The organism is Acinetobacter sp. TG2027 (genome assembly GCF_000302435.1).
GTDB lineage: Bacteria > Pseudomonadota > Gammaproteobacteria > Pseudomonadales > Moraxellaceae > Acinetobacter > Acinetobacter pittii.
Map to the genome: position 1 here is coordinate 60837 of NZ_AMJN01000005.1, position 22343 is coordinate 83179.

Here is a 22343-nt window from a genome sequence, read left to right on the forward strand (position 1 = left end):
TTTGGTTGCTTTTTTATTGAGTAAACTAAATTTTAGTTTTCACTTACAAAGGCAATATCGCTCAGTCCGGCTTCACTGGCGCGAGACATTACCTGAGCAACAGCATCGTACTTCGACTCTTTATCAGCACGAAGTTGAACTGTTGGTTTAACATCGCCTTGACCTGCTTCTTGAAAACGTTTTTGAAGCTCATCTAGGCTAATTACTTGAGTATCCCAAGCCACTTCACCATTTGCATTGATACTAATCGTAATTGCTTTTGGTGGTGGATCAATAATTTCAGCAGTTGTTTTAGGAAGCGTTAATGGAATCGATGGGTTGGCAACTGTTGCTGTGACCAAAAAGATGATCATTAACACCAACATAATGTCGATTAGCGGAATGAGATTCATCTCATTCATGCCACTATCGTGGTCTTCACCCAATTGAAAAGCCATTAAGCTTGACCTCCAACGTAACTTTGCTGTGCAGTTTTAACATCAGACTTTACAGTTGAGTCTTGCTGCAACATTGTGTCAATTAACAAGCTGTGCGCTTGATCTTGTAAGTCATGAGCAAGACCACGGTTTGCACGTACACAAATGTTATAAGCCAATACCGCTGGAATCGCAACTGCAAGACCAAGACCCGTCATAATAAGTGCTTCACCTACTGGTGTAGCCACTTGAGCCAAACCTGCTTGTCCGCTTTTACCTACGGCAACCAGCGCATGGAAAATACCCCAAACAGTACCAAACAAACCTACGAATGGTGCAATTGAAGCAATTGTTCCTAAAACAGAAATACCTTTATCAGCATTGGCCTTTTCAGCAGAAATCTGACGAAGTAATGCCTGCTCTGCAACCGCTTTACGCTGTTCAAAACTCAAAGGTTGTAACTTTGCTTTTAACGAAGTGATAGCCTGAGAAAGTTGAGCATAAGCTTGTTGTTTTAGCTGGCGAGTCCCCATCAAACGTAAGATGAAAACTGTCCAGGTAGCAATCGACATTGCCAATAAGATGAAATACAGGGTTTTACTCACTGCATCTGCATGTTGCCAATAGATTGAAAAGTTCATATTGAACTCCTGATTAAGGTTAGCCGTTGGGACTCAAATTCATTTAAGGGGTTAAATCAAAGGGTTGCTCTGCTTTAATTGGATAAGCAACACCATTTTCCATATAAGGTTTAAATTTCGCACCGCGAACAGCACGTACAACTTTGTCATCTAGACTTGAAATACCACTACTTCTAGTCACTCGTACATTAATAATTTTGCCTTTTTCATCGGCTTCAATGAGTACCATGACAGAGCGTGCTTCGCCTTGTAAATCTTTTGAAGAAACTGTTAAACGTGGTGAGCGGCTCCACTGTACACCCGAACCACCAATTGAAACGCGTTTCGGTGATGGATCTGGGGCAGGTTGAGCTTTAGGCGCTTCTTGTACCACTGGTTTTGGTTTTTCGATAACTTTTTCAGTAACAGTTGTCGTTACCACTTTGGTTTCAACTTTAGGTTCTGTCTTTACTGTTTCTTTTGGTGTTTCAGCTTTTTTCACCTGTTGAATTTTTTCCACTTTTTTAGGTGGTGTCACAGGTTTTTCAACAACTTTAACTTCTTTTACCTCTTTTTTAGGTTCCGGCTTTTTAGGCGGTTCCTTTGGCTTAGGAGGTAGTGGTTTTGGTTGCTCTTGAATTTTTACGAAACGTACCTGTAAAGGCTTCTTCTCGATTGGCTTTAATTCAGCAGGCTTAATATGGCTGACCGCCCATAAAACCCCGATATGACCAATTGCAACCGCAATTAGTGCCGTGATGACTTTCTTTTTCATCGGATTGGGAGAGTTTAAGGCTGCGGAAGATTGACTCATAAGAATCTAATTACCTAATGGATGATGATTTCAGATTTCTATTTGTAGAAACGATTTCAAACATCGGATAGAACAATAAAGTGCCACAATAATAAATGAGAAGTGTTTTCATTTGCAACTATTTTTTGAGAAAAACATTTGCTCAATATCACTAATTTGTATCAGTTGAGTGTCTTTGCTTTTGTTTTCTCATAGTTACATGAACGCGTATCTCTTGTTCACAAAGTGTTTAATCTAACTTATATAGTTAGGCTAATTTCACTATGAAGAGATCGAATCCTACCATAAATTCATTCAATATTGTTACGTTATATCATTTCAATAGATTTTTTGATATAAAAAAACACGCATGAAGCGTGCTTTTTTAATTAAGCGTTATTTAAAAAACAACCGTCTTGTTACCATCAACAATAATACGGTCTTCTAAATGCCATTTTACTGCGCGAGCTAATACATTACGCTCAACATCTTCACCTAGCTCACGAAGTTGCTCAACATTATAGTCATGGCTTACACGCTCAACGTCTTGCTCAATAATTGGGCCTTGGTCTAGGTCAGCAGTTACATAGTGAGCTGTCGCACCAATCAACTTCACACCTTTTTCATAAGCTTGCTTGTATGGATTAGCACCCACGAAAGCTGGCAAGAAAGAATGGTGGATATTGATGATTTTCATTTCCCATTTCGCAACAAAATCTTCGCTTAAAATCTGCATGTAACGTGCAAGAACTAATAAGTCATTGCCCTGCATCATTTCATCAATTTGTGCATAAGCTTCAGCTTTATTGTCTTTAGTTACTTTAATTACAGTAAATGGAATACCGAAGTTCTCAACGGATTCACGTAAATCTTCGTGGTTAGAAATCACATGTGTAATTTCACAAGGTAACGACCCACGTGCATGACGCCACAATAACTCAAGTAAAGCATGGTCGACTTTAGAAACTAAAATACCAACCTTTTTAATTTCGTTTACGAAAGCAAGACGCCATTGCATGCCATAACGCTCAGCAACGTTAGCAGCAAATGTTTGAATTAATGCATCTTTACGTGACTGTAAATGGTCAAGTTCAAACTCAACACGCATGAAATAACGTCCACCCTGAGCTTCCGTCGCATACTGATCAAGCGCGGTAATGTTTGCACCTTGGTGGTACAAAAAGCTCGATACAGCCTGTACGATCCCAGGCTTGTCTTCACAAGTAATCAGTAAACGGGCTGTATTGGCAGTGGTCATATTCATTTGGTTAATATCACTTAATTGAGTCAAATTTTTAATAAGCCGAGTATTCTAGCGCTCTAAATAGGCAAGTACAACTATTCATCTTTTAATGACGACAAGCTGGCGAATAGATCAGAAGGCCCCAGTGAATCAAGCAACTGCTCGTAAGTTGCTCGGCTTTCCCCCATAAGATAAGGACCTTCAAGGAAAACCATTTGACGTAATGCCTGCCAAACCCATTTCTCTTCTAAGTGGTTATTGTCACTAATGTGACCAGACATATATAAAAAGTTTGTCCAGTTTGTTAATACAATCCATAAGTTAATAATGAGCGCTTCAATTTCAGATGGCGTCATTTTCATAAGGCCGGCATCGACAAAGGCTTGATAAATCTTTTGCCCCTGTTGCATGACCTGTCCAGCAAACCGTGGATAAATCTTTTTAAAGTCTTCGTTACTTTCAACTAAATGATAGACATCACGATGGATAAAACGGTAACTCCAGAGTTGGCCACTTAATACTTGAAAATAGTTGATTTTGTCATTGGTCGTTAATGGTCTGTCTTCAGGTAAAGAAAGCATTTCCAAAGTCTCAACCTGATATTGGTACATTAATTCTTTAATAATTTCATGCTTATTCCGGAAATGGTAATACAAGTTTCCAGGACTAATACCTAACTCCGCCGCAATATGATTGGTTGTAACCGACCGTTCACCTCGCTCGTTAAAAAGCTGCAAACTAATTTGTAAAATCCGGTCTTTTGTCTTCAGAGCTTTAGGTAGAGACATTTTAATAACCTTTAATAATTCACATGGTTAAGACTTAAACACATAAACCGACTTGACTATTTAGAGTATTTACTCTAAAAAATAAGTATATCAGTATATTTGGTAAGTACCGATGAACAGTCAAACAAAAACAAATCCAGAGACTCAGCTTCCTTATGATGTTAAGCATTTACATGATTTGCTTGAACAACAAAAGCTCGCTTATTTACGTCATCCGGTACCCACTGCTAAAGAGCGTATTGATCGTTTAGCTCGTCTTAAAAGAGTCTTGGTAAAATATCAAGATCAGATTGCCGAAGCAATTAACCTTGATTATGGCAATCGTGCAGTTATGGAAACAAAAATTGGTGAACTACTCACGAGTTTGGAACAAATTAAGTATTACAGTAAACATCTGACTGCGTGGATGAAACCATCAAAACGCCACATCAGTGTATTACATCAGCCAGCAAAAGGTTGGGTACAATATCAACCTATGGGTGTCATTGGTATTATTACACCATGGAATTACCCATTATTACTTTCAGTTGGACCTCTGATCTGTGCACTAGCTGCAGGCAACCATGCCATGATCAAAATTTCTAGCGCCTCGCCAAACTTTGGCCGAGTCCTTGAAAGTGCATTGGCAGAAGCATTCCCACAAGAATTAGTTGCTGTGGTAAATGGTGGTGGCGTTATTTCAGATGCGTTTAGTCATTTGCCTTTTGACAAAATGATTTTCACAGGCTCAACTTCTGTTGGTAAAACAGTGATGGCAGCCGCAGCTCAAAACCTTGTTCCTGTGATTCTTGAGTTAGGCGGAAAGTCTCCTGCCCTTGTGCATGCATCTATGGATATGAAAGATGTGGCTCAACGTATTGCTGTAGGTAAATTGTGGAATGCAGGACAAACTTGTGTTGCACCAGATCATATTTTCTTACCACGCGGCAAAACTGCCGAGTTCATCGAAAACTTTAAATTGATCGTAGCTGGAATGTATCCTCATTTCCGCAACAACCAAGACTACACTTCTATTATTAATGATAAACAGTACAACCGCATTCAGGGTTATCTCGAAAATGCCCGTGATCAAGGCGCACGTATTGTTGAAATTAATCCGCAAAATGAAATTTTAGATGATGTCCGTAAAATTGCGCCGACTTTAGTCACTGGCGTGACAACCGCAATGGATATTATGCAAAATGAAATCTTCGGGCCTATTCTACCGATTTTAGAATATGACCAAATAGAAGAAGTCATCGAATTCATTAATAGTCGTCCACGTCCTTTAGCGATGTATTATTTTGACTATGATCAAGCGCGTGCTGACTATATTGCACAGCACACCCATTCAGGGCATTTCGGAATTAACATGGTGATTACCCATGTTGCACAAGATGATTTACCGTTTGGCGGAATTGGCGCATCAGGTATGGGTAAATATCACGGACCAGAGGGCTTTTTTAGCCTTTCTCATGAGCGTTCGATGATGTCAAATCCAAAACTTTATAGCCTTAAATACATTCTTCCACCGTTCAATAAGCCTATTCATCGTTTCATTTCGAAAACCTTGTTGCGCTAACTGATCAAGGCATGATCTGTTATACTAAATCATGCCTCGTTTTTACCAATTTCGCTTGTCTTTTAATCGTATTTTTGGTATAAAACGCCCCTTGAATGAATTCATCCGTTTACATTTAGTATGACTGGCCACAGATTTGCTGTTGGCTGAATCAATGGAGTTACACCATGTCTAAGGTTTGCCAAGTTACCGGCAAGCGTCCAGTCGTTGGTAACAACGTCTCACACGCCAACAACAAAACCAAGCGCCGGTTCGAGCCGAACCTGCACCACCACCGTTTCTGGTTAGAAAGCGAAAAACGTTTTGTACGTCTTCGTTTAACCACTAAAGGTATGCGTATTATTGACAAATTGGGTATCGAAAAGGTTGTTGCAGACCTTCGTGCTCAAGGTCAAAAGATCTAAGGAGTCTGAGCAATGCGTGATAAGATTCGCCTCGTTTCTTCAGCTGGTACAGGTTACTTCTATACCACGACTAAAAACAAACGTACTATGCCGGAAAAAATGGAAATCAAAAAATTTGATCCAAAAATCCGTCAACACGTGATTTTCAAAGAAGCTAAAATCAAATAATTTTAGCCTCGAAAAAAACGACTTCTTTATGAAGTCGTTTTTTTTTTGCATTTTTTTTATACCTACCTTTTTGTTAAACTTTCTCTACATTCCGCCTTGGCATTTTTTATGCTTGTTTTTAGCCTAACTCACGTAAAAGGAGTTTTTAGTGCCGCATGACGTAGATTTAATTATTTTACTTGCTGTTGGTTTCGGCGTTGCCCTCATTTTTGGCTACATTGCAGCCCGATTACGACTCCCCCCTCTTATCGGCTATTTAATTGCCGGAATTATTATTAGCCCAAATACACCCGGTATAGAAGCAGATATCCACCTTGCCAACCAGCTTGCAGAACTCGGGGTCATGTTCTTGATGTTTGGTGTAGGAATGCACTTTTCATTAAAAGACTTATTACTGGTTCGTCGTATTGCCTTGCCTGGTGCAATTTTACAAATCGCTGTTGCAACCTTACTTGGTATTGGCGTTTCAATGCTATGGGGATGGAGTTTCGGGTCTGCACTCGTTTTTGGCTTAAGTCTATCGTGTGCGAGTACAGTTGTATTATTAAAAGCATTAGGAGACCGAGGTCTTTTAGACTCAGTTAACGGCAAAATTGCTGTGGGTTGGTTGTTAGTCGAAGATTTAGTGATGGTACTGGTTTTAGTACTTCTTCCAGCTACAGCTGTTTTACTCGGTGGAAAAGCACCAGCAGGTGCAGACGGTAATATCTGGTTAACCCTTGGGATAACCCTATTAAAGGTGATTGGCTTTATTGCCTTTATGCTCATTGTAGGCAAACGCGTTGTGCCTATTATTATGCAATTTGTTGCTCGTTTAGGGTCACGAGAGCTATTTACGCTAACCGTAGTCGCTGCTGCAGTTTCGATTGCCTACGGTTCTTATGCCATTTTTGGGGTTTCAATGGCTTTAGGGGCATTCTTTGCGGGTATGGTCGTTAAAGAATCAGACTTTAGCCATCGTGCAGAAGAAGAGACTCTCCCACTACGTGAAATTTTCTCGATTTTATTTTTCGTTTCTGTGGGCATGCTGTTTGATCCACATATTCTTGTTGAGAGTCCGCTCCATATTTTAGCTGTTATCGCGATTATTATGGTAGGTAAGACTCTTGCAGCAATGGCATTGGTTTTATTCTTCCGCTATCCAATCAATACAGCTTTAACAGTCGGGGCAAGCCTTGCACAGATTGGTGAGTTTTCATTTATTTTGGCGACACTTGGTGTTTCTTTAGGCTTATTAAGCTTAGAAGCTCAGAATCTAATTCTAGCAGGCGCTTTATTTTCAATTACGCTTAACTCTTTCATCTTCTCAGCGATTGAACCTGTACAACGCTGGATTCGTGAACGCTCTCACTTAGCTCGACTGCTTGAACGTAGCGGTGACCCATTGGCAATGTTACCCGATGAAGTTGATCAAGCTTACTTACGTGATCAGGTCGTAATTGTGGGGTATGGCGGTGTAGGACGACGCATTACTGAAAATTTAATTAATGAGAATATTAAGGTCGTTATTGCTGAAGAGAATCGTGAAATCGTAGAAAAACTACGTAACGCAAATATTGCTGCTGTGAGTGGTGTTGCTACTGAACCAAGTGTTTTAATTCAAGCACATATCATGCATGCACGACTCTTGGTAATCTCACCTATGGATATTTTAGATATCCACCGTATTGTGACCATTGCCAAGCAATTAAATCCTCAGATTCAGGTATTAATTTGTGCAGAAAGTAAAGAAGAAGCAGCGGTTATCCGTGACGAAAATATTGGCGAAGTGTTCTATGCAAAAGAAGAAATGGCAAAGAATATGAGTCACCACATCTTAAATCAGATCGAGCTTGCTCATCAGTCAACAATTCATTAACCCATATAAAAAGCGTACTCAAGAGTACGCTTTTTTTAACTCAAGAATTTAGGCTGTTCGTCTAATACCTCAGCCTGCCACTCGTTTACCTGCTTTTCCAGCAGTCCAAACAATGCAGCCTGAATCATATGCTGAGCAACAACTGGAGTCTGCTCACCCAAGATTGCTTTGACTTCATCGCTAAATTGAATTTTAACCAAGGGTTCATTCTCAGAACCTGCATTACGCAAGGCGAGTTCACCACCTTCGAGTTGAACTAATTCCAACACTGCTTCTTGATTTCCAAATAACTCTTTCAATTGCTGTATAGACATATACTTCCTCCATGTTTCAACATGGTGGCAAAGCACCCTTGCACTTTGCATCTCTTGTCTTATTTATATAGGCACACCTAGTCTAAATTTCAAGCATCTAGGCAGTTTAATTTTAGAACTCGACCATTTCGTTACGAAAACCATCAATTAAATGACTTAATTCTCGGTGCCATTCACGCAAGATTTTAACATCTGGCAACCAAGACTGAGGCCCTTGTGTCACTTTAATAATAAGGTTAGAAGAAGTTTCTTCTTCAGGAGTCGGTTCTTTTGGTTCTGGGGCGTATTGGCACATACGATAAGCTCGTTTTAACTCTGCAACAAAACCATCTTTTGCCAATTGCTGCAAAACGGACACTTCAGGGGAAACCTGTCCTTTTGCCGCCATATGTTCCTCTATAGATTTTAAGGTGGGTTGCAAATCATTTAAACGGTAATAACGTACCAATTCTTGTAAGAACGCTAACATTGCGCCATGTAAATGAAATACAGCTGCTTCACGGTAAGCTTGTACCTGCTGCACATGATCAGTCTGCTCTGCCTGTTGACACGCTAGACGTGCAAAATAGAGCTTCTGATTGGTACGATCGGCATGATAACGAGCAACACGTGACATAACTAAACTTTCCTGTTCTAAAATCGCCATTGCAATAGCTATTCTTAGCTTAACGACTCCATTGATAAAATCAACGTTATTTATGGTAAATCCAGCTCAACTTGATAAATTTTACGTTTAGCTAAAACTTTTACTGGCTGCCTTAAAGGGCGAATATTACTTAAAACCCAAGCAAAATAGCCTTCACTCCAAGCAGATGCACAGGCTAAATTGACCTCGTCATTTCGCCAAGTATGAACTGAGTCGACATCAACTAAAGCGACAGCAACTCCCTCCTCTTCATCAGTATCTTTAACCAGAAAGTTCTGGTTTTCGACAATTAATAGATCTTTCACTGGTAACTGTGTAGGCACCCATGAACGTACTTCAAGTGTTTTTATACCTTTAGCAATACGAGTACCATTCGGCGTTACAATTGAGAGAGCTAAAAATTGTCTTTTCATCAGGAAAACTTATTCTTCGGCTGCTTTAACTCGAATTCCATAGCCTTTAACTTTAAGCGTATTTAAGCCTTTAATTGCCTTAATCGCTTCACGGGGATTAGGCATTTCAACAAAACCAAAGCCCTTCGATTTACCTGTATCTTTATCAGTCACAAGAACACATGTATCAACTTTACCATATGCCTTAAACAACTCTAAAACTTCAGCTTCACTTACAGCACGATCTAAATTACGAACTAATATTTTCATTTTCTAACCTTAATTGGCAATAAAAGGGAGAGCCAATATACATTTAAGTAATCACAGCGTCTTATACAGTAGTTTAGTCCAGATCGATACCAAAACCTAAATTTACTGCAGGAGATCTGTTCCATTGTTTTTTAGTAAATTGCTGAGGTACTTGTCTATGAATTTTTGCTTGAACCAAGTGTGCAGGCAGATCATTTAAGAAATAACTCTCAATTTTACGACCTTGCTCATCATAAGTGTCTTGCGACCACGTATTAAGATCTTGCTTCGTCAAGATTAATTCATTTTCAGCACGCGTTAAGGCGACATACAGCACACGGCGCTCTTCCTCAACATCATCAAAATCACCCTGTGCTCTTGCATAAGGATATTGATTTGGCGATACGTGAGGTACATAACAAACTTTCTGTTCGGCACCCTTAGCTGAATGAATCGTAATTAAAGTTACCAAATCTTGATCAGCAGCTTTTTCAATTTCAGAAACTGAAATCGGCTCAAGCACATATTCCTCAAGGAATTCACCTAACGACGCATGTTTGCGTGCAAGTTGCTTAACCAAATCAAAGTCTTTTAAACGACGCGACCAATCTTTAGTTTTATAATTTTGCTCTAGCTGTTCACCTAAAGCATCGAGAGCCAAACCAATACTTACCTCGACATGCTGCTGTAATACATCTAGCTGTTTTAAAATTAAAATCGCTTGTAGAGGTACCTTGCCATGGCGTTCAAGTCGCTGACAGCGCTCCTCGACATCAACAATTCCCATCAGCTCTTGGGCTAACTTACTAGCACCAACATCACCGATCCCATCCCACAAGGTTAGAAAGCGCATCCAAGCCAAATCATCGTGAGGGTTACTCACAATACGTAGCAGGCTCAGTACATCCTTTACATGGGCCGACTCAAGAAGCTTTACCCCACCAATAAAACGATAAGGTATTTCAGCCGCAATAAAAGCCCCTTCTAGATATCGGGCACTATAGCCAGAACGGACTAAGACCATATGGTCATGCCAGTTTGCACCTTGCTGATGCCGCGTTATTAAATCTTGTGCAATCCAGTTTGCTTCTTCAAACTCATTACCAAACAAATTTAGCTGTGGCTTTTGCCCTTGGCCACGATGTGCTTGTAGCTGTTTTTGATAATCGATTGGGCTATGTGCCAACAACCAATTTGATAAATCTAGAATTTCTTGAGTCGAGCGATAATTTAAAGCAAGTGTAAGTACTTCTGCATCAGGTATTCGTTCTTTAAAAGAATGAATATTTTCAAAGTCTGCGCCACGAAAGCCATAAATGGACTGCGCATCATCACCCACGCAAAATAACTTCACTTTACCAATTAAGGGCTGCAATAAAGCCCATTGCAAAGGGTTTGTATCTTGCATTTCATCAACTAGCAATGCCTGACAAAAACCTGCAACCCAATTGGTTAACGCTTCTGAGTTTTGTAAATGAACAGCCACAATCGACAAGATATCGTCGTAATCTAAAAAATTACGCTCTCTTTTGCGTTGCTCATAAGTTTTCATCAACTCAGCAATTTGAGTTTTATGCTCATATGCATCTGGAAGCTGTTTGATTAATGCTTCAGAAAGCTTTGTTTGAGTATTTCTTGCATAGGAATATAGATCACACAGCTCTGCCGCTTTAGGTAAAACATTATCTTTGTCTTTACCTCTTAATAAACGGAACATCAGCAACTGATCATCACGATCAATAATACTAAATTGATTTAAGCCAAAAGCTTGTGGATTACGGCGCAGTAAATACATACAAAAAGTATGAAAAGTTGAAGCTCTTAGACCCTTTGCCTGTGCTCCTACATGCTGCTCTACTCTTGCAACAATTTCACTCGCAGCACGTCGAGTAAACGTTAAAATCTGAATTTGGTTTGCTGGTAAGCCTTGATCAATTAAATAGGCAGCACGGGCAACAATCGTCTTAGTCTTGCCACAGCCAGCACCTGCTAAAACTAAACAGTTCTGCGCAGACGTTGTGGCTGCTTTTTTTTGCTGAGCATTTAGTTCATTAATTAATTTTGCAAGACTCATAACACATATCGCTAAAACACCAAGACATAGTTTAACAGACCCAAACACTGATGCGTCTGCCCGTCCTAAAAACAAAAAGAGCACCTAAAGTGCTCTTTGATTCAATATTCTTATTTAAGATACTGTTTTTGAACTAGATGGCAGATGCTTAATCGCAGAAGCCAAACCTAGAAAATTAATTCCTTGAAATAAGATATCTATGGCAAGGAACATGCCTAACACCCAAAAAGGTGAATCTTTAGAAACCAAGATCAAAATACCTGTAGCGAGTGTTAATAATCCTGAAAATAAGGTCCAACCCCACCCAGTAATTGGTTTAAGTAAAATCGCGTTTACTGTACGTATAGCTCCAGCAATAATCAGTGCTATTGATAATAAACTCGTCAAAACTACCGCTGTCGTTACGGGAGTAGAAAAAGCATAATAACCTGCCATTAGATAAAGCACGCCAAAGAGTGCCCATAACCAGCGGCTTGCACCTTTAAATACACTAATGGCCGCGACAAGATGTAAAACACCTCCGACCATCATGAGTATTCCAAATAAAAAAACCACAGAAAAGGTCGCAAATGGTAATGAACTAAACAAAATCAGACCAAAGCCAATAAGCACAAAGCCTAATATCAAATACCACTTACGATCAGCATGTAACTGATTACGCACCAAATCATTACCGACAGTTTTCATCATGGCCACTCTTATTATCAGGTATTAGAATTTCATCTACCTAATAATAGTGATCCACTTCACATTTTTTGTCTGTATAAGATCTGCATCGTTTCTTATCAATTAATGTGGATAAAGCAGTATTTATCCACAATTTTATTTCACCCAACCAATTTCTTGAGCTGTAGGTAAACCTATTATCGTTTCATGTAAACTATTCGGCATTTTACTGCTCTGCTCAGATAATGGTGTTCGACCACCCATGATTTCAGCGTCAGTTTGCGGATATAAAGGCACTTTTTCAGGGTGCGCGTAACCTAGAGGATAAAGCGGTTGACCAGTTTTTAAATCATATTTGTCTTGTGCCCCAAAGCCATGTAATAGCTCATGAACAATCACAACCTGATTTTGGGAAGCTTGTGTTTTAGTCGCAAATAAATTCACACTACCAATACGACCTTTTTCCAAAGCAGTTGAATGGATCAAAACTTTTTGATAATTAGGATCGTAATAGTTTAAGTAAAGTTTAAGTGATGCCCCATTGTCTTCAGGTTGTTGATGTCGCCATGCATAAAAACGAAACTTTAAACTCCACCACATCACATGAAAGATATTGGCATTTTGAGGAACCTCAGGAGGTCGTTGCTGTAATGGCTGACCTAAACGAATTACAAAGTTTCCTGATTGACCACGATAGTGTTGCGACCATTCTGCCAAATAATTTCTTATTCTCTCAAAATCAGTGTATTGCAACTGATGAATATAGCTCTGCGTTGTCTGAAAACCATCTGCATTAATAGGATGTAAAACGACAACAATAGGTTGATTCCAGTCTTGGTTTTGATCTCGCCATGCTTGAACAGCAACAATCAGTAAAATAATTAACAAACATAAAACTCGAATGTTTTTCCACATTCTTTTTCCCCATAAAATTAAAATTTTCTTTTATTGTTTTAGATATAAAAAATGCTAGCTGAGCTAGCATTTTTTATTGTGGACTTAATTAGCCCTCAACCCATTTACCATTTTGATAAATTAGGCTCCATTTGGTTTGTTTACCTTCTGGAGTTTCCGAGCCTACATATTGTGATTGATTCTTACGACTGAATTTCACAACTGTCGGATTACCTTCAGGGTCTACGTCTGGCGCTTGTAAAATAAATTGATATTTAGGATCAAGCTGAGCAGCAACACTACGCAATTCCGCAACTTTTGGCGCACGTGTTTCACGAATTTTCGGGAATTTACTTGCAGCCAAGAATAAACCAGCAGCACCATCACGCAACACGAAATAGTCATCATGCTTTGTTGAGCGCAAATGTTCCATTTTGATCGGTTCTACACGTGGAGGTGCAGGCTGACCGCTTTTCAAGACCTTACGAGTATTGTCACAGCTTGTACAAGCGAAATACGGACCAAAACGGCCAGTTTTAAGCTGCATTTCACCATCACATTTATCACACGGAATGGTTGGTCCATCATAGCCTTTAATCTTGAACTCGCCTTCTTCAAGCTCAAAACCGTCACAGTCAGGGTTGTTACCACATACGTGCAGTTTACGACCACCATCAATTACATAGCTGTCCATGGCTGTACCACATTTTGCACAACGATGTTTTGACATCAAGTCTGCAGTTTCAGCGCCATCATCATCAGACAGGGCAGCTAAGGACTCAACAGGCGTTAAGTTCAAAGTACCTTTACAACGCTCTTTAGGCGGTAAGTTGTAGCCAGAACAACCTAAGAATACGCCTGTTGTACCTGTACGAATCTGCATTGGACGTGAACATTCAGGACAATGTACCGCTGGCACTTCAACCGGCTGGTTGCGGCGCATGCCGTGCTCGCCCTGAGCATTGGTAAGACGTTTCTTGAAGTCACCATAGAAAGCATCAAGTAACTCTTTCCAGTTACGCTCGCCTGTTGCAACTTTATCGAGCTGCCCTTCAAGGTCTGCTGTAAAGGCATAGTTCATCAAGTTATTGAAACTTTCATCAAGTCGATCCGTGACAATTTCACCCATTTTTTCGGCGAAAAGACGACGGTTTTCTAACTTAACGTAGCCACGTTCTTGAATCGTAGAAATAATCGCTGCATAAGTCGAAGGACGACCAATACTACGTTTTTCAAGTTCTTTAACCAAAGAAGCTTCAGTAAAACGTGCAGGTGGTTTAGTAAAGTGCTGACTTGGGTCTAACTTCTCTAATTTTAAAATTTCACCTACTTTAATTGCAGGCAAAATAATATCGTCATCAGACTTGTTAGCACCACGCACTCGTGTAAAACCATCAAATACAAGCGTACGGCCTTTTGCTTTTAATTCAATATTTGCAGCTTCAACCGTTAAAGTTGAAGATAAATATTCTGCTGGAGTCATTTGACATGCAACAAACTGACGCCAAATCAAATCATACAAACGCTGAGCATCACGCTCTACACCTGCAAGTTGGTCACCTGTAAGCGCAACATTAGAAGGACGAATTGCTTCATGGGCTTCTTGAGCACCCGCTTTGTTACCATAGCGGTTTGGCTTCGCCGGTAAATATTTCTCACCAAATTGGCTTTCAATATGAGCACGTACCATGCTTACTGCATCATCACTCAAGAACGTTGAGTCAGTACGCATATAGGTAATAAAACCTGCTTCATATAGACGCTGTGCCAGCATCATGGTTTTCTTTACAGAAAAACCTAAACGTGTACTTGCAGCTTGTTGCAGCGTTGAAGTGATATATGGTGCGCTTGGATTTACCTTAGTCGGTTTATCTTCACGCTGTGCAACTTTATATTCAGCACCCTTTAAAACATCCAATAAAGCATCAGTTTCAGCTTTATTTTTGAGTTTAAGGGTTTTACCAGCTTGCTTAACTGCTTCAAGACGAATGTCATCTTTCTTGGCTTGCGTGTCTGCAAAAACTTGCCAGTATTCTTCCGGAATAAAAGCACGAATTTCTCTTTCACGCTCTACAACCAGTTTCACCGCTACAGACTGTACACGACCTGCCGATAAGCCACGGGCAATCTTTTCCCACAGCAATGGTGAAACCATAAAGCCAACAACACGGTCTAAGAAACGGCGTGCTTGCTGAGCATTAACTCGGTTTAAATCTAGGCGAGTAGGTTGTTTAAATGCTTCTTGAATGGCATTTTTAGTAATTTCGTTAAATACCACGCGATGATAACGACTGTCATCACCACCAATAACTTCTCTTAGGTGCCAAGCAATGGCTTCCCCTTCTCTATCCAAGTCCGTTGCGAGATAGATTGCATCGGCATCTTTGGCGAGTTTTTTTAGTTCAGCAACAACATTTTCCTTACCTGGCAGAACTTCGTAATGAGCTTCCCAACCATGTTCAGGATCAACCCCCATACGATTAACTAAAGCCTGACTGGCTTTTTGTTCTTTTTCTGCTTCAGTGAGTTTCGTCCGGGCAGCCGGCTTTTTCTCAGTTGATTTGCTGCCACCTGTTGGCAAATCACGTACGTGACCTACAGAAGACTTTACAATGTATTGCGAACCCAGATATTTATTGATGGTTTTCGCTTTGGCAGGCGACTCCACAATCACTAAGGCACGTTTATGTGCAGCAGGTGCAGTAGATGCTGTGCTTTGAGATGCAGAGCGCGAGGTATTCGCCATATAAAATGTTATTCCTATACCAATAAATTTAAAAATCAGGCTTTAGCCAAGTTCAACAGATAAGCCTTCATCTCATCTAATTGTGTTGCTCTCAGGTCTGATTCCTCATCCCAATAAAGCCCTACACAGTTTGCCTGCATATCAATAGCATAAATCCCTTTTAATGCAATGGGAGAATCATTAAATTTCTCATCACCCTGAACCACTTTTAATTTGCCGTCTACAACGCGAGCACGCATTAAAGATAAACGGGCATCGGGAATCAATACACTATAATAAGCAACCATGCTGGCACGCTTTTCAGTCGCCATTGGGACATGTGTCCATTCAGGTGCAACGATTACACGTGGGTGTAAACCCATTTTACGAGCTTTATCACGCATAATACCAAGTGCCTTTTCACGTGGGCTCACTCTTAAACCAAAAATGGAGCCTAGTACGAAAAGAACAATGATAACGGTAACCCAAATTCCCATATTGTCCATAGCAAAACCTATTAATCTCTTTTATTAGAGTTGCATAAGCTGACCAGAAAACGCAAGTTTCATCATAAAAATAATGCCCGATACAGGGGCAAGCTTCAAAATAGTCAGATTTCACCATGCAAATTGCAATGAGTGGACTCAAATATCATTAAGGATTCGGATGTCCATCAACAAGTGTCAGCTTTCCAAACTGGTCAATATGAGCATCCCCCCATTGTTTTAAAGCAAACAGAATTTTCTCAAGACTTTGCCCCAAATCAGTCAGGCAGTATTCTACTTTAGGTGGTACCTGAGGATAGACTTCCCGATGAATAATTCCATCTTGTTCCAATTCACGTAGCTGATTTGTCAGCATTCTTTGGGTAATACTCGGAACACGCTTTCGAATTTCGTTAAACCTCAAGGTGCCTTCATTAAATAAATGCCAAAGAATGACGCATTTCCATTTCCCATCAATCAAGCTAATCGCAGCCTCCACTGAACAACCCGGAGAGCAATCAAAACTTGAATGTCGTACTTTTGCCATTTTACAGTATCCTTTTTGACACTATGAGCGTTATTTGTCTGTAGTCACTTATTTTAAGCTTACGTTATGATCAAACTCTCAACAAGAGGAATGATAATTATGAAAGCTGTGGCATATCAAAAAGCTGGTCCCATTACATCGCCAGAAGCACTCGTTGATATTGAACTCGATGCCCCTATTGCTGAAGGACACGATTTACTTGTTCGTGTACAAGCTGTCTCAGTAAATCCGGTAGATACTAAAATTCGAAAGAATGTAAGCCCTGAGAATAATCAGTGGAAAACGCTTGGCTGGGATGCAGTAGGTGTAGTTGAAGCGATTGGAGATAAAGTTACTCAATTTAAGATTGGTAATATCGTTTGGTATGCAGGTGCTCTTAATCGTCAAGGTAGTAATAGTGAATTGCAATTGGTTGATGAACGGATTGCTGGCCATAAACCAAAAACTTTAGAAGCAACCGAGGCGGCAGCTCTCCCTTTAACTGCAATCACGGCTTGGGAGATGTTATTTGATCGCCTGCAAGTTCCAAAGAACGCGCCAGAAAACACAACAATATTAGTGATTGGTGGAGCTGGTGGTGTTGGCTCAATCACCATTCAACTTCTTAAACAGCTGACTAACCTAACAATTATTGCAACAGCTTCACGAGCAGAAACTCAAGACTGGGTTACGCAACTTGGAGCAGATTATGTGTTAGATCATCGTCAACCTTTAGCAGCCCAAATCAAGCAATTAGGTTTAACTGCACCTTTATATGTGTTCTCAACTACTCAAACAGATCAGCATTTAGCAGATATTGTAGAGTTGATTGCACCGCAAGGCCGTTTTGGACTCATTGATGATCCTGAACAGCTAGATATCAAACCGTTTAAATCGAAGTCCGTATCAGTGCATTGGGAATTTATGTTTACACGTTCAATATTCCAGACCGAAGATATGGCAAAACAAAGTGAACTATTAAATGAAGTCAGCAAGCTGGTTGATGAAGGAAAAATCAAAACAACTGTGACAGAAGTTATAAGTCCAATTAATGCTGAAAATTTAAAACGAGTTCATCAGCAAATTGAAAGTGGTACAACAAAAGGTAAGATCGTCTTACAAGGTTTTAAACAAAATTGAAAATATTCCCAAATAAAAAGGCAAGTATCGAACTTGCCTTTTTATTAATAGTGGGGAGGTTTATTCGTTAATGGATCAAAAGGTGCAATGCCTTCTGACAAATCCGACGATTCCACACGTTGATAAAGAAATTGCATTTGTTTTTTCAAATCAGCTATTTCTTGAGTTTGAATAGCGAGTTGTTGATTTAATTGTTCAACTAAATCATCCAAAAATGTAATTCGCACTTGCAAATCTTCAATGGGTGCGGAAAATGACGCTTGATCATCATGATATGGTGGTTTAGTCATTTAAATCCTCATTTGAGATTCTGGAAAACATTATGGCCTATATTACCCTAAGGGATGTCCAACTTGCTTTTGGCGGACCTGCCCTGCTCGATGGCGCGAACTTTAATCTAGAACGTGGCGAACGAGTCTGTTTAATTGGTCGTAATGGTGAAGGTAAGTCTACTTTACTTAAACTGATCGAGGGAAGCCTATTACCGGATTCTGGTGAAGTTTCCATTCAAAATGGTTTAACTGTTTCAATGTTAGCCCAAGACGTTCCAATGGATTCAGGAAAGGTTGCTGATATTGTGGCTGATGGTGCAGGCGAAGCTGCCGAAGTACTCAGAGCTTACCATGAAGCAACTGATGCTTGTATGCTAGGAGATATGGAAGCCTGCGATCGTATGGGTAATCTTCAGCATAAGCTCGACCAACTCGACGGCTGGGCACTCGAAAACAAGGTTAATGCCCTGTTAAGTAAAATGGGCCTCGATCCAAATGCAGATTTGGCAGATCTTTCAGGTGGACGTAAACGCCGTGTTTTACTCGCTCGTGCTCTTTTAACACAACCAGACGTATTACTTCTAGACGAACCGACCAACCATCTAGATGTTGAAAGTATTGAGTGGCTAGAAAAATTTCTACTCGATCAAAATAATTTAACGCTACTATTTATTTCGCATGACCGTTCTTTTGTAGACAGTATTGCAACTCGAATTGTTGAACTTGACCGTGGCATATTACGTGGCTACGAAGGTAACTATTCACGCTATTTAGAGCTTAAAGCTCAGCAAATGGAAGCAGAAGAGAAACAAAATGCTTTATTTGATAAAAAGTTAGCTGAAGAAGAAGCTTGGATTCGCCAAGGGATTAAAGCTCGTCGTACGCGTAACGAAGGTCGTGTGCGCGCCTTAAAAGCTTTACGTGAAGAATCGAAAGCTCGCCGATCACAACAAGGCAAAGTGAGTATGGCGACTCAAGAAGCAAATCGCTCTGGTAAATTAGTATTTGATATCGAGCATTTAAGCGTATCTTATGACGACAAACCACTGATTAAAGATTTCTCTACACTAGTCATGCGTGGCGACCGTATTGGTCTAGTCGGCGATAACGGTGTTGGTAAAACAACGTTAATTAAAGCCATTTTAGGTGAAATTGAGCACGGTGGTTCTGTTAAGACTGGTACACAGTTAGAAGTAGCCTATTTTGATCAATTACGTAATGCCTTAGACCTTGAAAAGACAGTGATGGCAAACGTTTCAGAAGGTTCTGACTTTGTTGATGTAAATGGTAACCGCCGTCATATCTATAGCTATTTACAAGATTTCTTGTTTTCACCTGAACGTGCACGTACACCAGTAAAAGCCCTTTCTGGCGGTGAGCGTAACCGTATTTTGCTTGCTAAATTATTGCTTAAACCATCCAACCTGATTGTGATGGACGAACCAACCAATGACTTGGATATGGTGACTCTTGAACTACTTGAAGAGATGCTTTCTGAATATAAAGGCACCCTATTACTCATTTCGCATGACCGTGCATTTATGGACAACGTCGTAACATCGACTTGGGTATTTGATGGTAAAGGCAATATTGCAGAGTACATTGGCGGCTACCAAGACTATTTGCAGCAACGTCCAGATGATAAAGTCGTAGACCAAAAGTCTGACGTTAAAAAAGCTCAGGCAAAAGCCGAAGCTGAAAAAGCCGCAGCACAAAGTAACGTTAAAAAAGTCAAACTGAGTTATAAAGACCAACGTGAACTTGAGCAACTTCCTGCCGAAATCGAGAAATTGGAAGTTGAACAAGCAGAGCTTTCCGACAAGCTGGCAGATGGTTCATGGTTTGTAAGTAATGCCGATGAAGCAACTAAAGCAAGTCAGCGTCTCGCAGAAATTGAAGAGGTATTACTTGAAAAATTAGAACGCTGGGATGAACTTGAACAAATGAGCAAAGGAAATTAATTCGCGTTCTTTCCTACAATTTAAATAACAAAAAAGCCTCCTTAAATTAAGGGGGCTTTTTTAGAATATATAAATTTTAAAAGCACAAAAATCTATAAAAAACACTTGATGAGTGATTAAGTTTAGTCAGCATTAATACTTCAAAATGTCACTCTAATTGAATATAAGACTTATAAAAATAATTATGTTATATCTACCAATATAATAATATTCGAGTATTTTTCATGCTAGATCTTTCTCAAATTTTAGCATTCGGATTAATCTGCTTGGCAATGGTGCTTACCCCTGGCCCAAACATGATTTACCTTATTTCTCGTTCAATTTGCCAAGGAAAAACGGCGGGATTTATTTCACTCACTGGTGTTGGCGTTGGCTTCGTATTTTATATGCTTTGTGCTTCTTTCGGGATTACAGCACTTATTGTTGCAGTTCCTTATGCTTATGACACCATCCGTATTGCAGGGGCAATTTATTTACTCTGGCTAGCATGGAAAGCACTACGTCCCAATGCATCCCCTATTTTTGATGTAAAACAATTATTAGTAGACTCTCCAGCTAAACTATTTTTAATGGGTTTCGCTACAAATCTACTTAATCCTAAAATTGCGATTATGTATTTATCGTTATTGCCACAGTTTATTCATCCACAGCAAGGCAGTATTTTATGGCAATCCATTCAGCTCGGTACTATTCAAATTTTTGTTAGCGTCTCGGTAAATGCGCTGATTGTGCTTTCTGCGGGTAGCATTGCTCTTTTTCTTCAACAAAAGCCTCTTTGGGCAAATGTACAACGTTGGCTTATGGGCACAGTGCTAGCTGGGCTTGCTGTTCGTATTCTTTTAGAAAATCGTCGATAACCACGTTTTACTTCCTTATCATAACCGCTCAATTCAACAGTGTATTACGACGATAAATTCAGTTCGTGATACACTTTTGCCAGTTTTAATTTTGAATTCTTTATATCGTTATGAGCCAAAAGCAGACTTATACGCCCGGTGAATTTCAATGGTCCTTTTTATTGCCTAAATATTGGGGTATTTGGATTGCCATTGTTTTTTTAATGCTTTTGGCTATTTTGCCGTGGGCAATTCAGTGGCGTCTGGCTCATGGCTTAGCAAATCTGGCTTGGAAATATTTAAAATCTCGCCGAAAAACGACTATTCGTAATTTAGAAGTCTGCTTTCCCGAATGGTCAGCCGAAAAAGTACAGCAACAAGCTAAGCAAGTTTTTGTAGATATGATGCTGGGTATTTTTGAGACATTAAACGCATGGTATAAGCCTTACTGGTTTAAAAACCGTGTCACCATTGAAGGCTTAGAACACATTACCAATGCTCAAGCTCAGGGCAAAGGCGTTTTATTATTGGGTACTCATAGTACGCTTCTTGATGCGGGTGGCTATGTTTGTGCTCAATATTTCGAGCCAGATGTTGTGTACCGCCCTCAAAATAATCCATTGCTCGATATGCTGATTTATCGTTGCCGTGGCACCATTTATAAAGCACAAATCGACCATGATGATATGCGTGGTTTAATTCGTCACCTTAAAGATGGCGATGCCATTTGGTATAGCCCCGATCAAGACTTTGGACTCAAGCAAGGGGTGATGGCACCCTTCTTTGGTGTGCCAGCGGCCACTGTAACTGCTCATCGTCGTTTACTAAAAATCTCTAAGGCAGTTGCCGTTCCTTTATATTTTTATCGTCACGGTGATGTACAGGACCCTAAATATCATATTTTGATTGAACCTGCGGTCGAAAATATACCAAGTGAAGATGAAGTCGATGATGCAACTCGAGTTAATAAAATTATTGAAAATCAGCTTCGTATCGCACCGACTCAATATATGTGGTTCCATCGTCGTTTTAAGACACGTCCTGAGGGATATGAAGAGATCTATTAAGATAAAGCTGTGATAATTTTAAATTGATGACAGACACAGCCTTAATTTAAAGTGAATTTCAAATACTATCGAATAGGCAGACCTTACTTTTTAAGGATAAAAAGTAAGCAAAAATCCTTTGTTCCGCTGATGTTACTTCCTTGTAACACAGCGAAACAGCGACCTCCATGTCGCTAGCACGATAGTAAATTCCGGATAATGATTTAGTTTGAAATGATGTATCTATGGATGGTCCATCTTTTATG

24 protein-coding genes are annotated in these 22343 nt (G+C 39.9%); 8 read left to right on the forward strand and 16 right to left on the reverse strand.

Annotated features, from left to right (window positions below; genetic code table 11):
• Positions 1–32: 32 nt before the first annotated feature.
• From B806_RS0102150 to B806_RS0102170, 5 genes are all read right to left on the reverse strand, one after another.
• Positions 33–437, reverse strand: coding sequence for a biopolymer transporter ExbD (locus B806_RS0102150; protein WP_017385707.1), 405 nt, complete (start codon positions 435–437; stop codon positions 33–35).
• On the reverse strand, positions 437–1057 hold the full coding sequence (locus tag B806_RS0102155) for a MotA/TolQ/ExbB proton channel family protein (RefSeq protein ID WP_001011664.1): 621 nt from the start codon (positions 1055–1057) through the stop codon (positions 437–439). The genes B806_RS0102150 and B806_RS0102155 overlap by 1 nt, the downstream gene beginning before the upstream one ends.
• A gap of 43 nt (positions 1058–1100) precedes the next feature.
• Entirely contained in the window at positions 1101–1850 is a 750-nt protein-coding gene (locus B806_RS0102160; RefSeq protein WP_002114938.1) for an energy transducer TonB, read from the reverse strand.
• A 379-nt stretch (positions 1851–2229) separates the two neighbouring features.
• On the reverse strand, positions 2230–3093 hold the full coding sequence (gene purU / locus B806_RS0102165) for a formyltetrahydrofolate deformylase (RefSeq protein WP_005066088.1): 864 nt from the start codon (positions 3091–3093) through the stop codon (positions 2230–2232).
• Positions 3094–3167: 74 nt separating this feature from the next.
• Positions 3168–3860, reverse strand: coding sequence for a TetR/AcrR family transcriptional regulator (locus tag B806_RS0102170; RefSeq protein ID WP_002114968.1), 693 nt, complete (start codon positions 3858–3860; stop codon positions 3168–3170).
• A 112-nt stretch (positions 3861–3972) separates the two neighbouring features.
• On the opposite strand from B806_RS0102170, the gene B806_RS0102175 reads away from it, so the two are divergent.
• The 4 genes from B806_RS0102175 (at position 3973) to B806_RS0102190 (ending at position 7851) form a co-directional block, all read left to right on the forward strand.
• A complete protein-coding gene (locus tag B806_RS0102175; RefSeq protein ID WP_017385706.1) occupies positions 3973–5421 on the forward strand; it encodes a coniferyl aldehyde dehydrogenase in 1449 nt (482 codons plus the stop codon).
• A 167-nt stretch (positions 5422–5588) separates the two neighbouring features.
• The gene (gene rpmB / locus B806_RS0102180; protein ID WP_000048256.1) at positions 5589–5825 is read left to right on the forward strand and encodes a 50S ribosomal protein L28; all 237 of its coding nucleotides are present in this window, start codon (positions 5589–5591) and stop codon (positions 5823–5825) included.
• A 12-nt stretch (positions 5826–5837) separates the two neighbouring features.
• Positions 5838–5993, forward strand: a complete 156-nt coding sequence (rpmG, locus tag B806_RS0102185) for a 50S ribosomal protein L33 (protein ID WP_001205031.1) — start codon at positions 5838–5840, stop codon at positions 5991–5993.
• 148 nt (positions 5994–6141) lie between these two features.
• Positions 6142–7851 carry a cation:proton antiporter gene (locus B806_RS0102190; protein ID WP_005066082.1) on the forward strand — a complete coding sequence of 570 codons (1710 nt, stop codon included), beginning with the start codon at positions 6142–6144 and terminating at the stop codon, positions 7849–7851.
• 35 nt (positions 7852–7886) lie between these two features.
• Here the strand turns inward: B806_RS0102190 and B806_RS0102195 are convergent, their stop codons facing one another.
• The 10 genes from B806_RS0102195 to B806_RS0102240 all read right to left on the reverse strand — a co-directional run bounded on the left by B806_RS0102195 (position 7887) and on the right by B806_RS0102240 (position 16843).
• Positions 7887–8165 carry a hypothetical protein gene (locus tag B806_RS0102195; RefSeq protein ID WP_002114792.1) on the reverse strand — a complete coding sequence of 93 codons (279 nt, stop codon included), beginning with the start codon at positions 8163–8165 and terminating at the stop codon, positions 7887–7889.
• A gap of 112 nt (positions 8166–8277) precedes the next feature.
• On the reverse strand, positions 8278–8781 hold the full coding sequence (locus B806_RS0102200; RefSeq protein ID WP_005066079.1) for a DUF6586 family protein: 504 nt from the start codon (positions 8779–8781) through the stop codon (positions 8278–8280).
• 80 nt (positions 8782–8861) lie between these two features.
• Entirely contained in the window at positions 8862–9224 is a 363-nt protein-coding gene (locus B806_RS0102205) for an ASCH domain-containing protein (RefSeq protein WP_017385705.1), read from the reverse strand.
• Between the two features lie 9 nt (positions 9225–9233).
• A complete protein-coding gene (locus B806_RS0102210) occupies positions 9234–9473 on the reverse strand; it encodes an RNA-binding protein (RefSeq protein ID WP_002115113.1) in 240 nt (79 codons plus the stop codon).
• Positions 9474–9546: 73 nt separating this feature from the next.
• On the reverse strand, positions 9547–11526 hold the full coding sequence (locus B806_RS0102215; RefSeq protein WP_017402561.1) for an ATP-dependent helicase: 1980 nt from the start codon (positions 11524–11526) through the stop codon (positions 9547–9549).
• Between the two features lie 114 nt (positions 11527–11640).
• Complete coding sequence (locus B806_RS0102220) at positions 11641–12222, reverse strand: HdeD family acid-resistance protein (RefSeq protein WP_014208303.1); 582 nt, start codon at positions 12220–12222, stop codon at positions 11641–11643.
• A gap of 126 nt (positions 12223–12348) precedes the next feature.
• Entirely contained in the window at positions 12349–13107 is a 759-nt protein-coding gene (locus B806_RS0102225) for a hypothetical protein (protein ID WP_017385702.1), read from the reverse strand.
• Positions 13108–13195: 88 nt separating this feature from the next.
• The gene (gene topA / locus B806_RS0102230; protein WP_017385701.1) at positions 13196–15832 is read right to left on the reverse strand and encodes a type I DNA topoisomerase; all 2637 of its coding nucleotides are present in this window, start codon (positions 15830–15832) and stop codon (positions 13196–13198) included.
• 35 nt (positions 15833–15867) lie between these two features.
• Entirely contained in the window at positions 15868–16317 is a 450-nt protein-coding gene (locus B806_RS0102235) for a hypothetical protein (RefSeq protein ID WP_002114763.1), read from the reverse strand.
• A gap of 148 nt (positions 16318–16465) precedes the next feature.
• Positions 16466–16843 carry a helix-turn-helix domain-containing protein gene (locus tag B806_RS0102240; RefSeq protein ID WP_005079187.1) on the reverse strand — a complete coding sequence of 126 codons (378 nt, stop codon included), beginning with the start codon at positions 16841–16843 and terminating at the stop codon, positions 16466–16468.
• 99 nt (positions 16844–16942) lie between these two features.
• Here B806_RS0102240 and B806_RS0102245 point away from each other — a divergent pair, with 99 nt between their 5' ends.
• Positions 16943–17962 (forward strand): zinc-binding alcohol dehydrogenase family protein, encoded by a 1020-nt coding sequence (locus B806_RS0102245; RefSeq protein ID WP_017402562.1) that lies wholly within the window; start codon positions 16943–16945, stop codon positions 17960–17962.
• A gap of 44 nt (positions 17963–18006) precedes the next feature.
• Here the strand turns inward: B806_RS0102245 and B806_RS0102250 are convergent, their stop codons facing one another.
• Positions 18007–18252 carry a SlyX family protein gene (locus B806_RS0102250; protein WP_002115104.1) on the reverse strand — a complete coding sequence of 82 codons (246 nt, stop codon included), beginning with the start codon at positions 18250–18252 and terminating at the stop codon, positions 18007–18009.
• 32 nt (positions 18253–18284) lie between these two features.
• Here B806_RS0102250 and B806_RS0102255 point away from each other — a divergent pair, with 32 nt between their 5' ends.
• The 3 genes from B806_RS0102255 to lpxL all read left to right on the forward strand — a co-directional run bounded on the left by B806_RS0102255 (position 18285) and on the right by lpxL (position 22098).
• Positions 18285–20195 (forward strand): ATP-binding cassette domain-containing protein, encoded by a 1911-nt coding sequence (locus tag B806_RS0102255; protein WP_002114959.1) that lies wholly within the window; start codon positions 18285–18287, stop codon positions 20193–20195.
• Between the two features lie 224 nt (positions 20196–20419).
• Positions 20420–21052: a LysE family translocator gene (locus B806_RS0102260; RefSeq protein ID WP_017385699.1), complete on the forward strand. Its 633-nt coding sequence runs from the start codon at positions 20420–20422 to the stop codon at positions 21050–21052.
• Between the two features lie 110 nt (positions 21053–21162).
• Entirely contained in the window at positions 21163–22098 is a 936-nt protein-coding gene (gene lpxL / locus B806_RS0102265; protein WP_017385698.1) for an LpxL/LpxP family Kdo(2)-lipid IV(A) lauroyl/palmitoleoyl acyltransferase, read from the forward strand.
• The last annotated feature ends 245 nt before the right edge of the window (positions 22099–22343 follow it).

Excerpts from the sequence above, each read along its gene's own strand:
- B806_RS0102210 (WP_002115113.1), bottom strand. The coding sequence starts at position 9,473 with ATGAAAATATTAGTTCGTAATTTAGATCGTGCTGTAAGTGAAGCTGAA.
- B806_RS0102245 (WP_017402562.1), top strand. The coding sequence starts at position 16,943 with ATGAAAGCTGTGGCATATCAAAAAGCTGGTCCCATTACATCGCCAGAA.
- B806_RS0102235 (WP_002114763.1), bottom strand. The coding sequence starts at position 16,317 with ATGGACAATATGGGAATTTGGGTTACCGTTATCATTGTTCTTTTCGTA.
- lpxL (WP_017385698.1), top strand. The coding sequence starts at position 21,163 with ATGAGCCAAAAGCAGACTTATACGCCCGGTGAATTTCAATGGTCCTTT.
- B806_RS0102155 (WP_001011664.1), bottom strand. The coding sequence starts at position 1,057 with ATGAACTTTTCAATCTATTGGCAACATGCAGATGCAGTGAGTAAAACC.
- purU (WP_005066088.1), bottom strand. The coding sequence starts at position 3,093 with ATGAATATGACCACTGCCAATACAGCCCGTTTACTGATTACTTGTGAA.
- rpmB (WP_000048256.1), top strand. The coding sequence starts at position 5,589 with ATGTCTAAGGTTTGCCAAGTTACCGGCAAGCGTCCAGTCGTTGGTAAC.
- topA (WP_017385701.1), bottom strand. The coding sequence starts at position 15,832 with ATGGCGAATACCTCGCGCTCTGCATCTCAAAGCACAGCATCTACTGCA.
- B806_RS0102225 (WP_017385702.1), bottom strand. The coding sequence starts at position 13,107 with ATGTGGAAAAACATTCGAGTTTTATGTTTGTTAATTATTTTACTGATT.
- B806_RS0102260 (WP_017385699.1), top strand. The coding sequence starts at position 20,420 with ATGCTAGATCTTTCTCAAATTTTAGCATTCGGATTAATCTGCTTGGCA.
- B806_RS0102160 (WP_002114938.1), bottom strand. The coding sequence starts at position 1,850 with ATGAGTCAATCTTCCGCAGCCTTAAACTCTCCCAATCCGATGAAAAAG.
- B806_RS0102170 (WP_002114968.1), bottom strand. The coding sequence starts at position 3,860 with ATGTCTCTACCTAAAGCTCTGAAGACAAAAGACCGGATTTTACAAATT.
- B806_RS0102255 (WP_002114959.1), top strand. The coding sequence starts at position 18,285 with ATGGCCTATATTACCCTAAGGGATGTCCAACTTGCTTTTGGCGGACCT.
- B806_RS0102205 (WP_017385705.1), bottom strand. The coding sequence starts at position 9,224 with ATGAAAAGACAATTTTTAGCTCTCTCAATTGTAACGCCGAATGGTACT.
- B806_RS0102175 (WP_017385706.1), top strand. The coding sequence starts at position 3,973 with ATGAACAGTCAAACAAAAACAAATCCAGAGACTCAGCTTCCTTATGAT.
- B806_RS0102195 (WP_002114792.1), bottom strand. The coding sequence starts at position 8,165 with ATGTCTATACAGCAATTGAAAGAGTTATTTGGAAATCAAGAAGCAGTG.
- rpmG (WP_001205031.1), top strand. The coding sequence starts at position 5,838 with ATGCGTGATAAGATTCGCCTCGTTTCTTCAGCTGGTACAGGTTACTTC.
- B806_RS0102215 (WP_017402561.1), bottom strand. The coding sequence starts at position 11,526 with ATGAGTCTTGCAAAATTAATTAATGAACTAAATGCTCAGCAAAAAAAA.
- B806_RS0102150 (WP_017385707.1), bottom strand. The coding sequence starts at position 437 with ATGGCTTTTCAATTGGGTGAAGACCACGATAGTGGCATGAATGAGATG.
- B806_RS0102200 (WP_005066079.1), bottom strand. The coding sequence starts at position 8,781 with ATGTCACGTGTTGCTCGTTATCATGCCGATCGTACCAATCAGAAGCTC.
- B806_RS0102250 (WP_002115104.1), bottom strand. The coding sequence starts at position 18,252 with ATGACTAAACCACCATATCATGATGATCAAGCGTCATTTTCCGCACCC.
- B806_RS0102240 (WP_005079187.1), bottom strand. The coding sequence starts at position 16,843 with ATGGCAAAAGTACGACATTCAAGTTTTGATTGCTCTCCGGGTTGTTCA.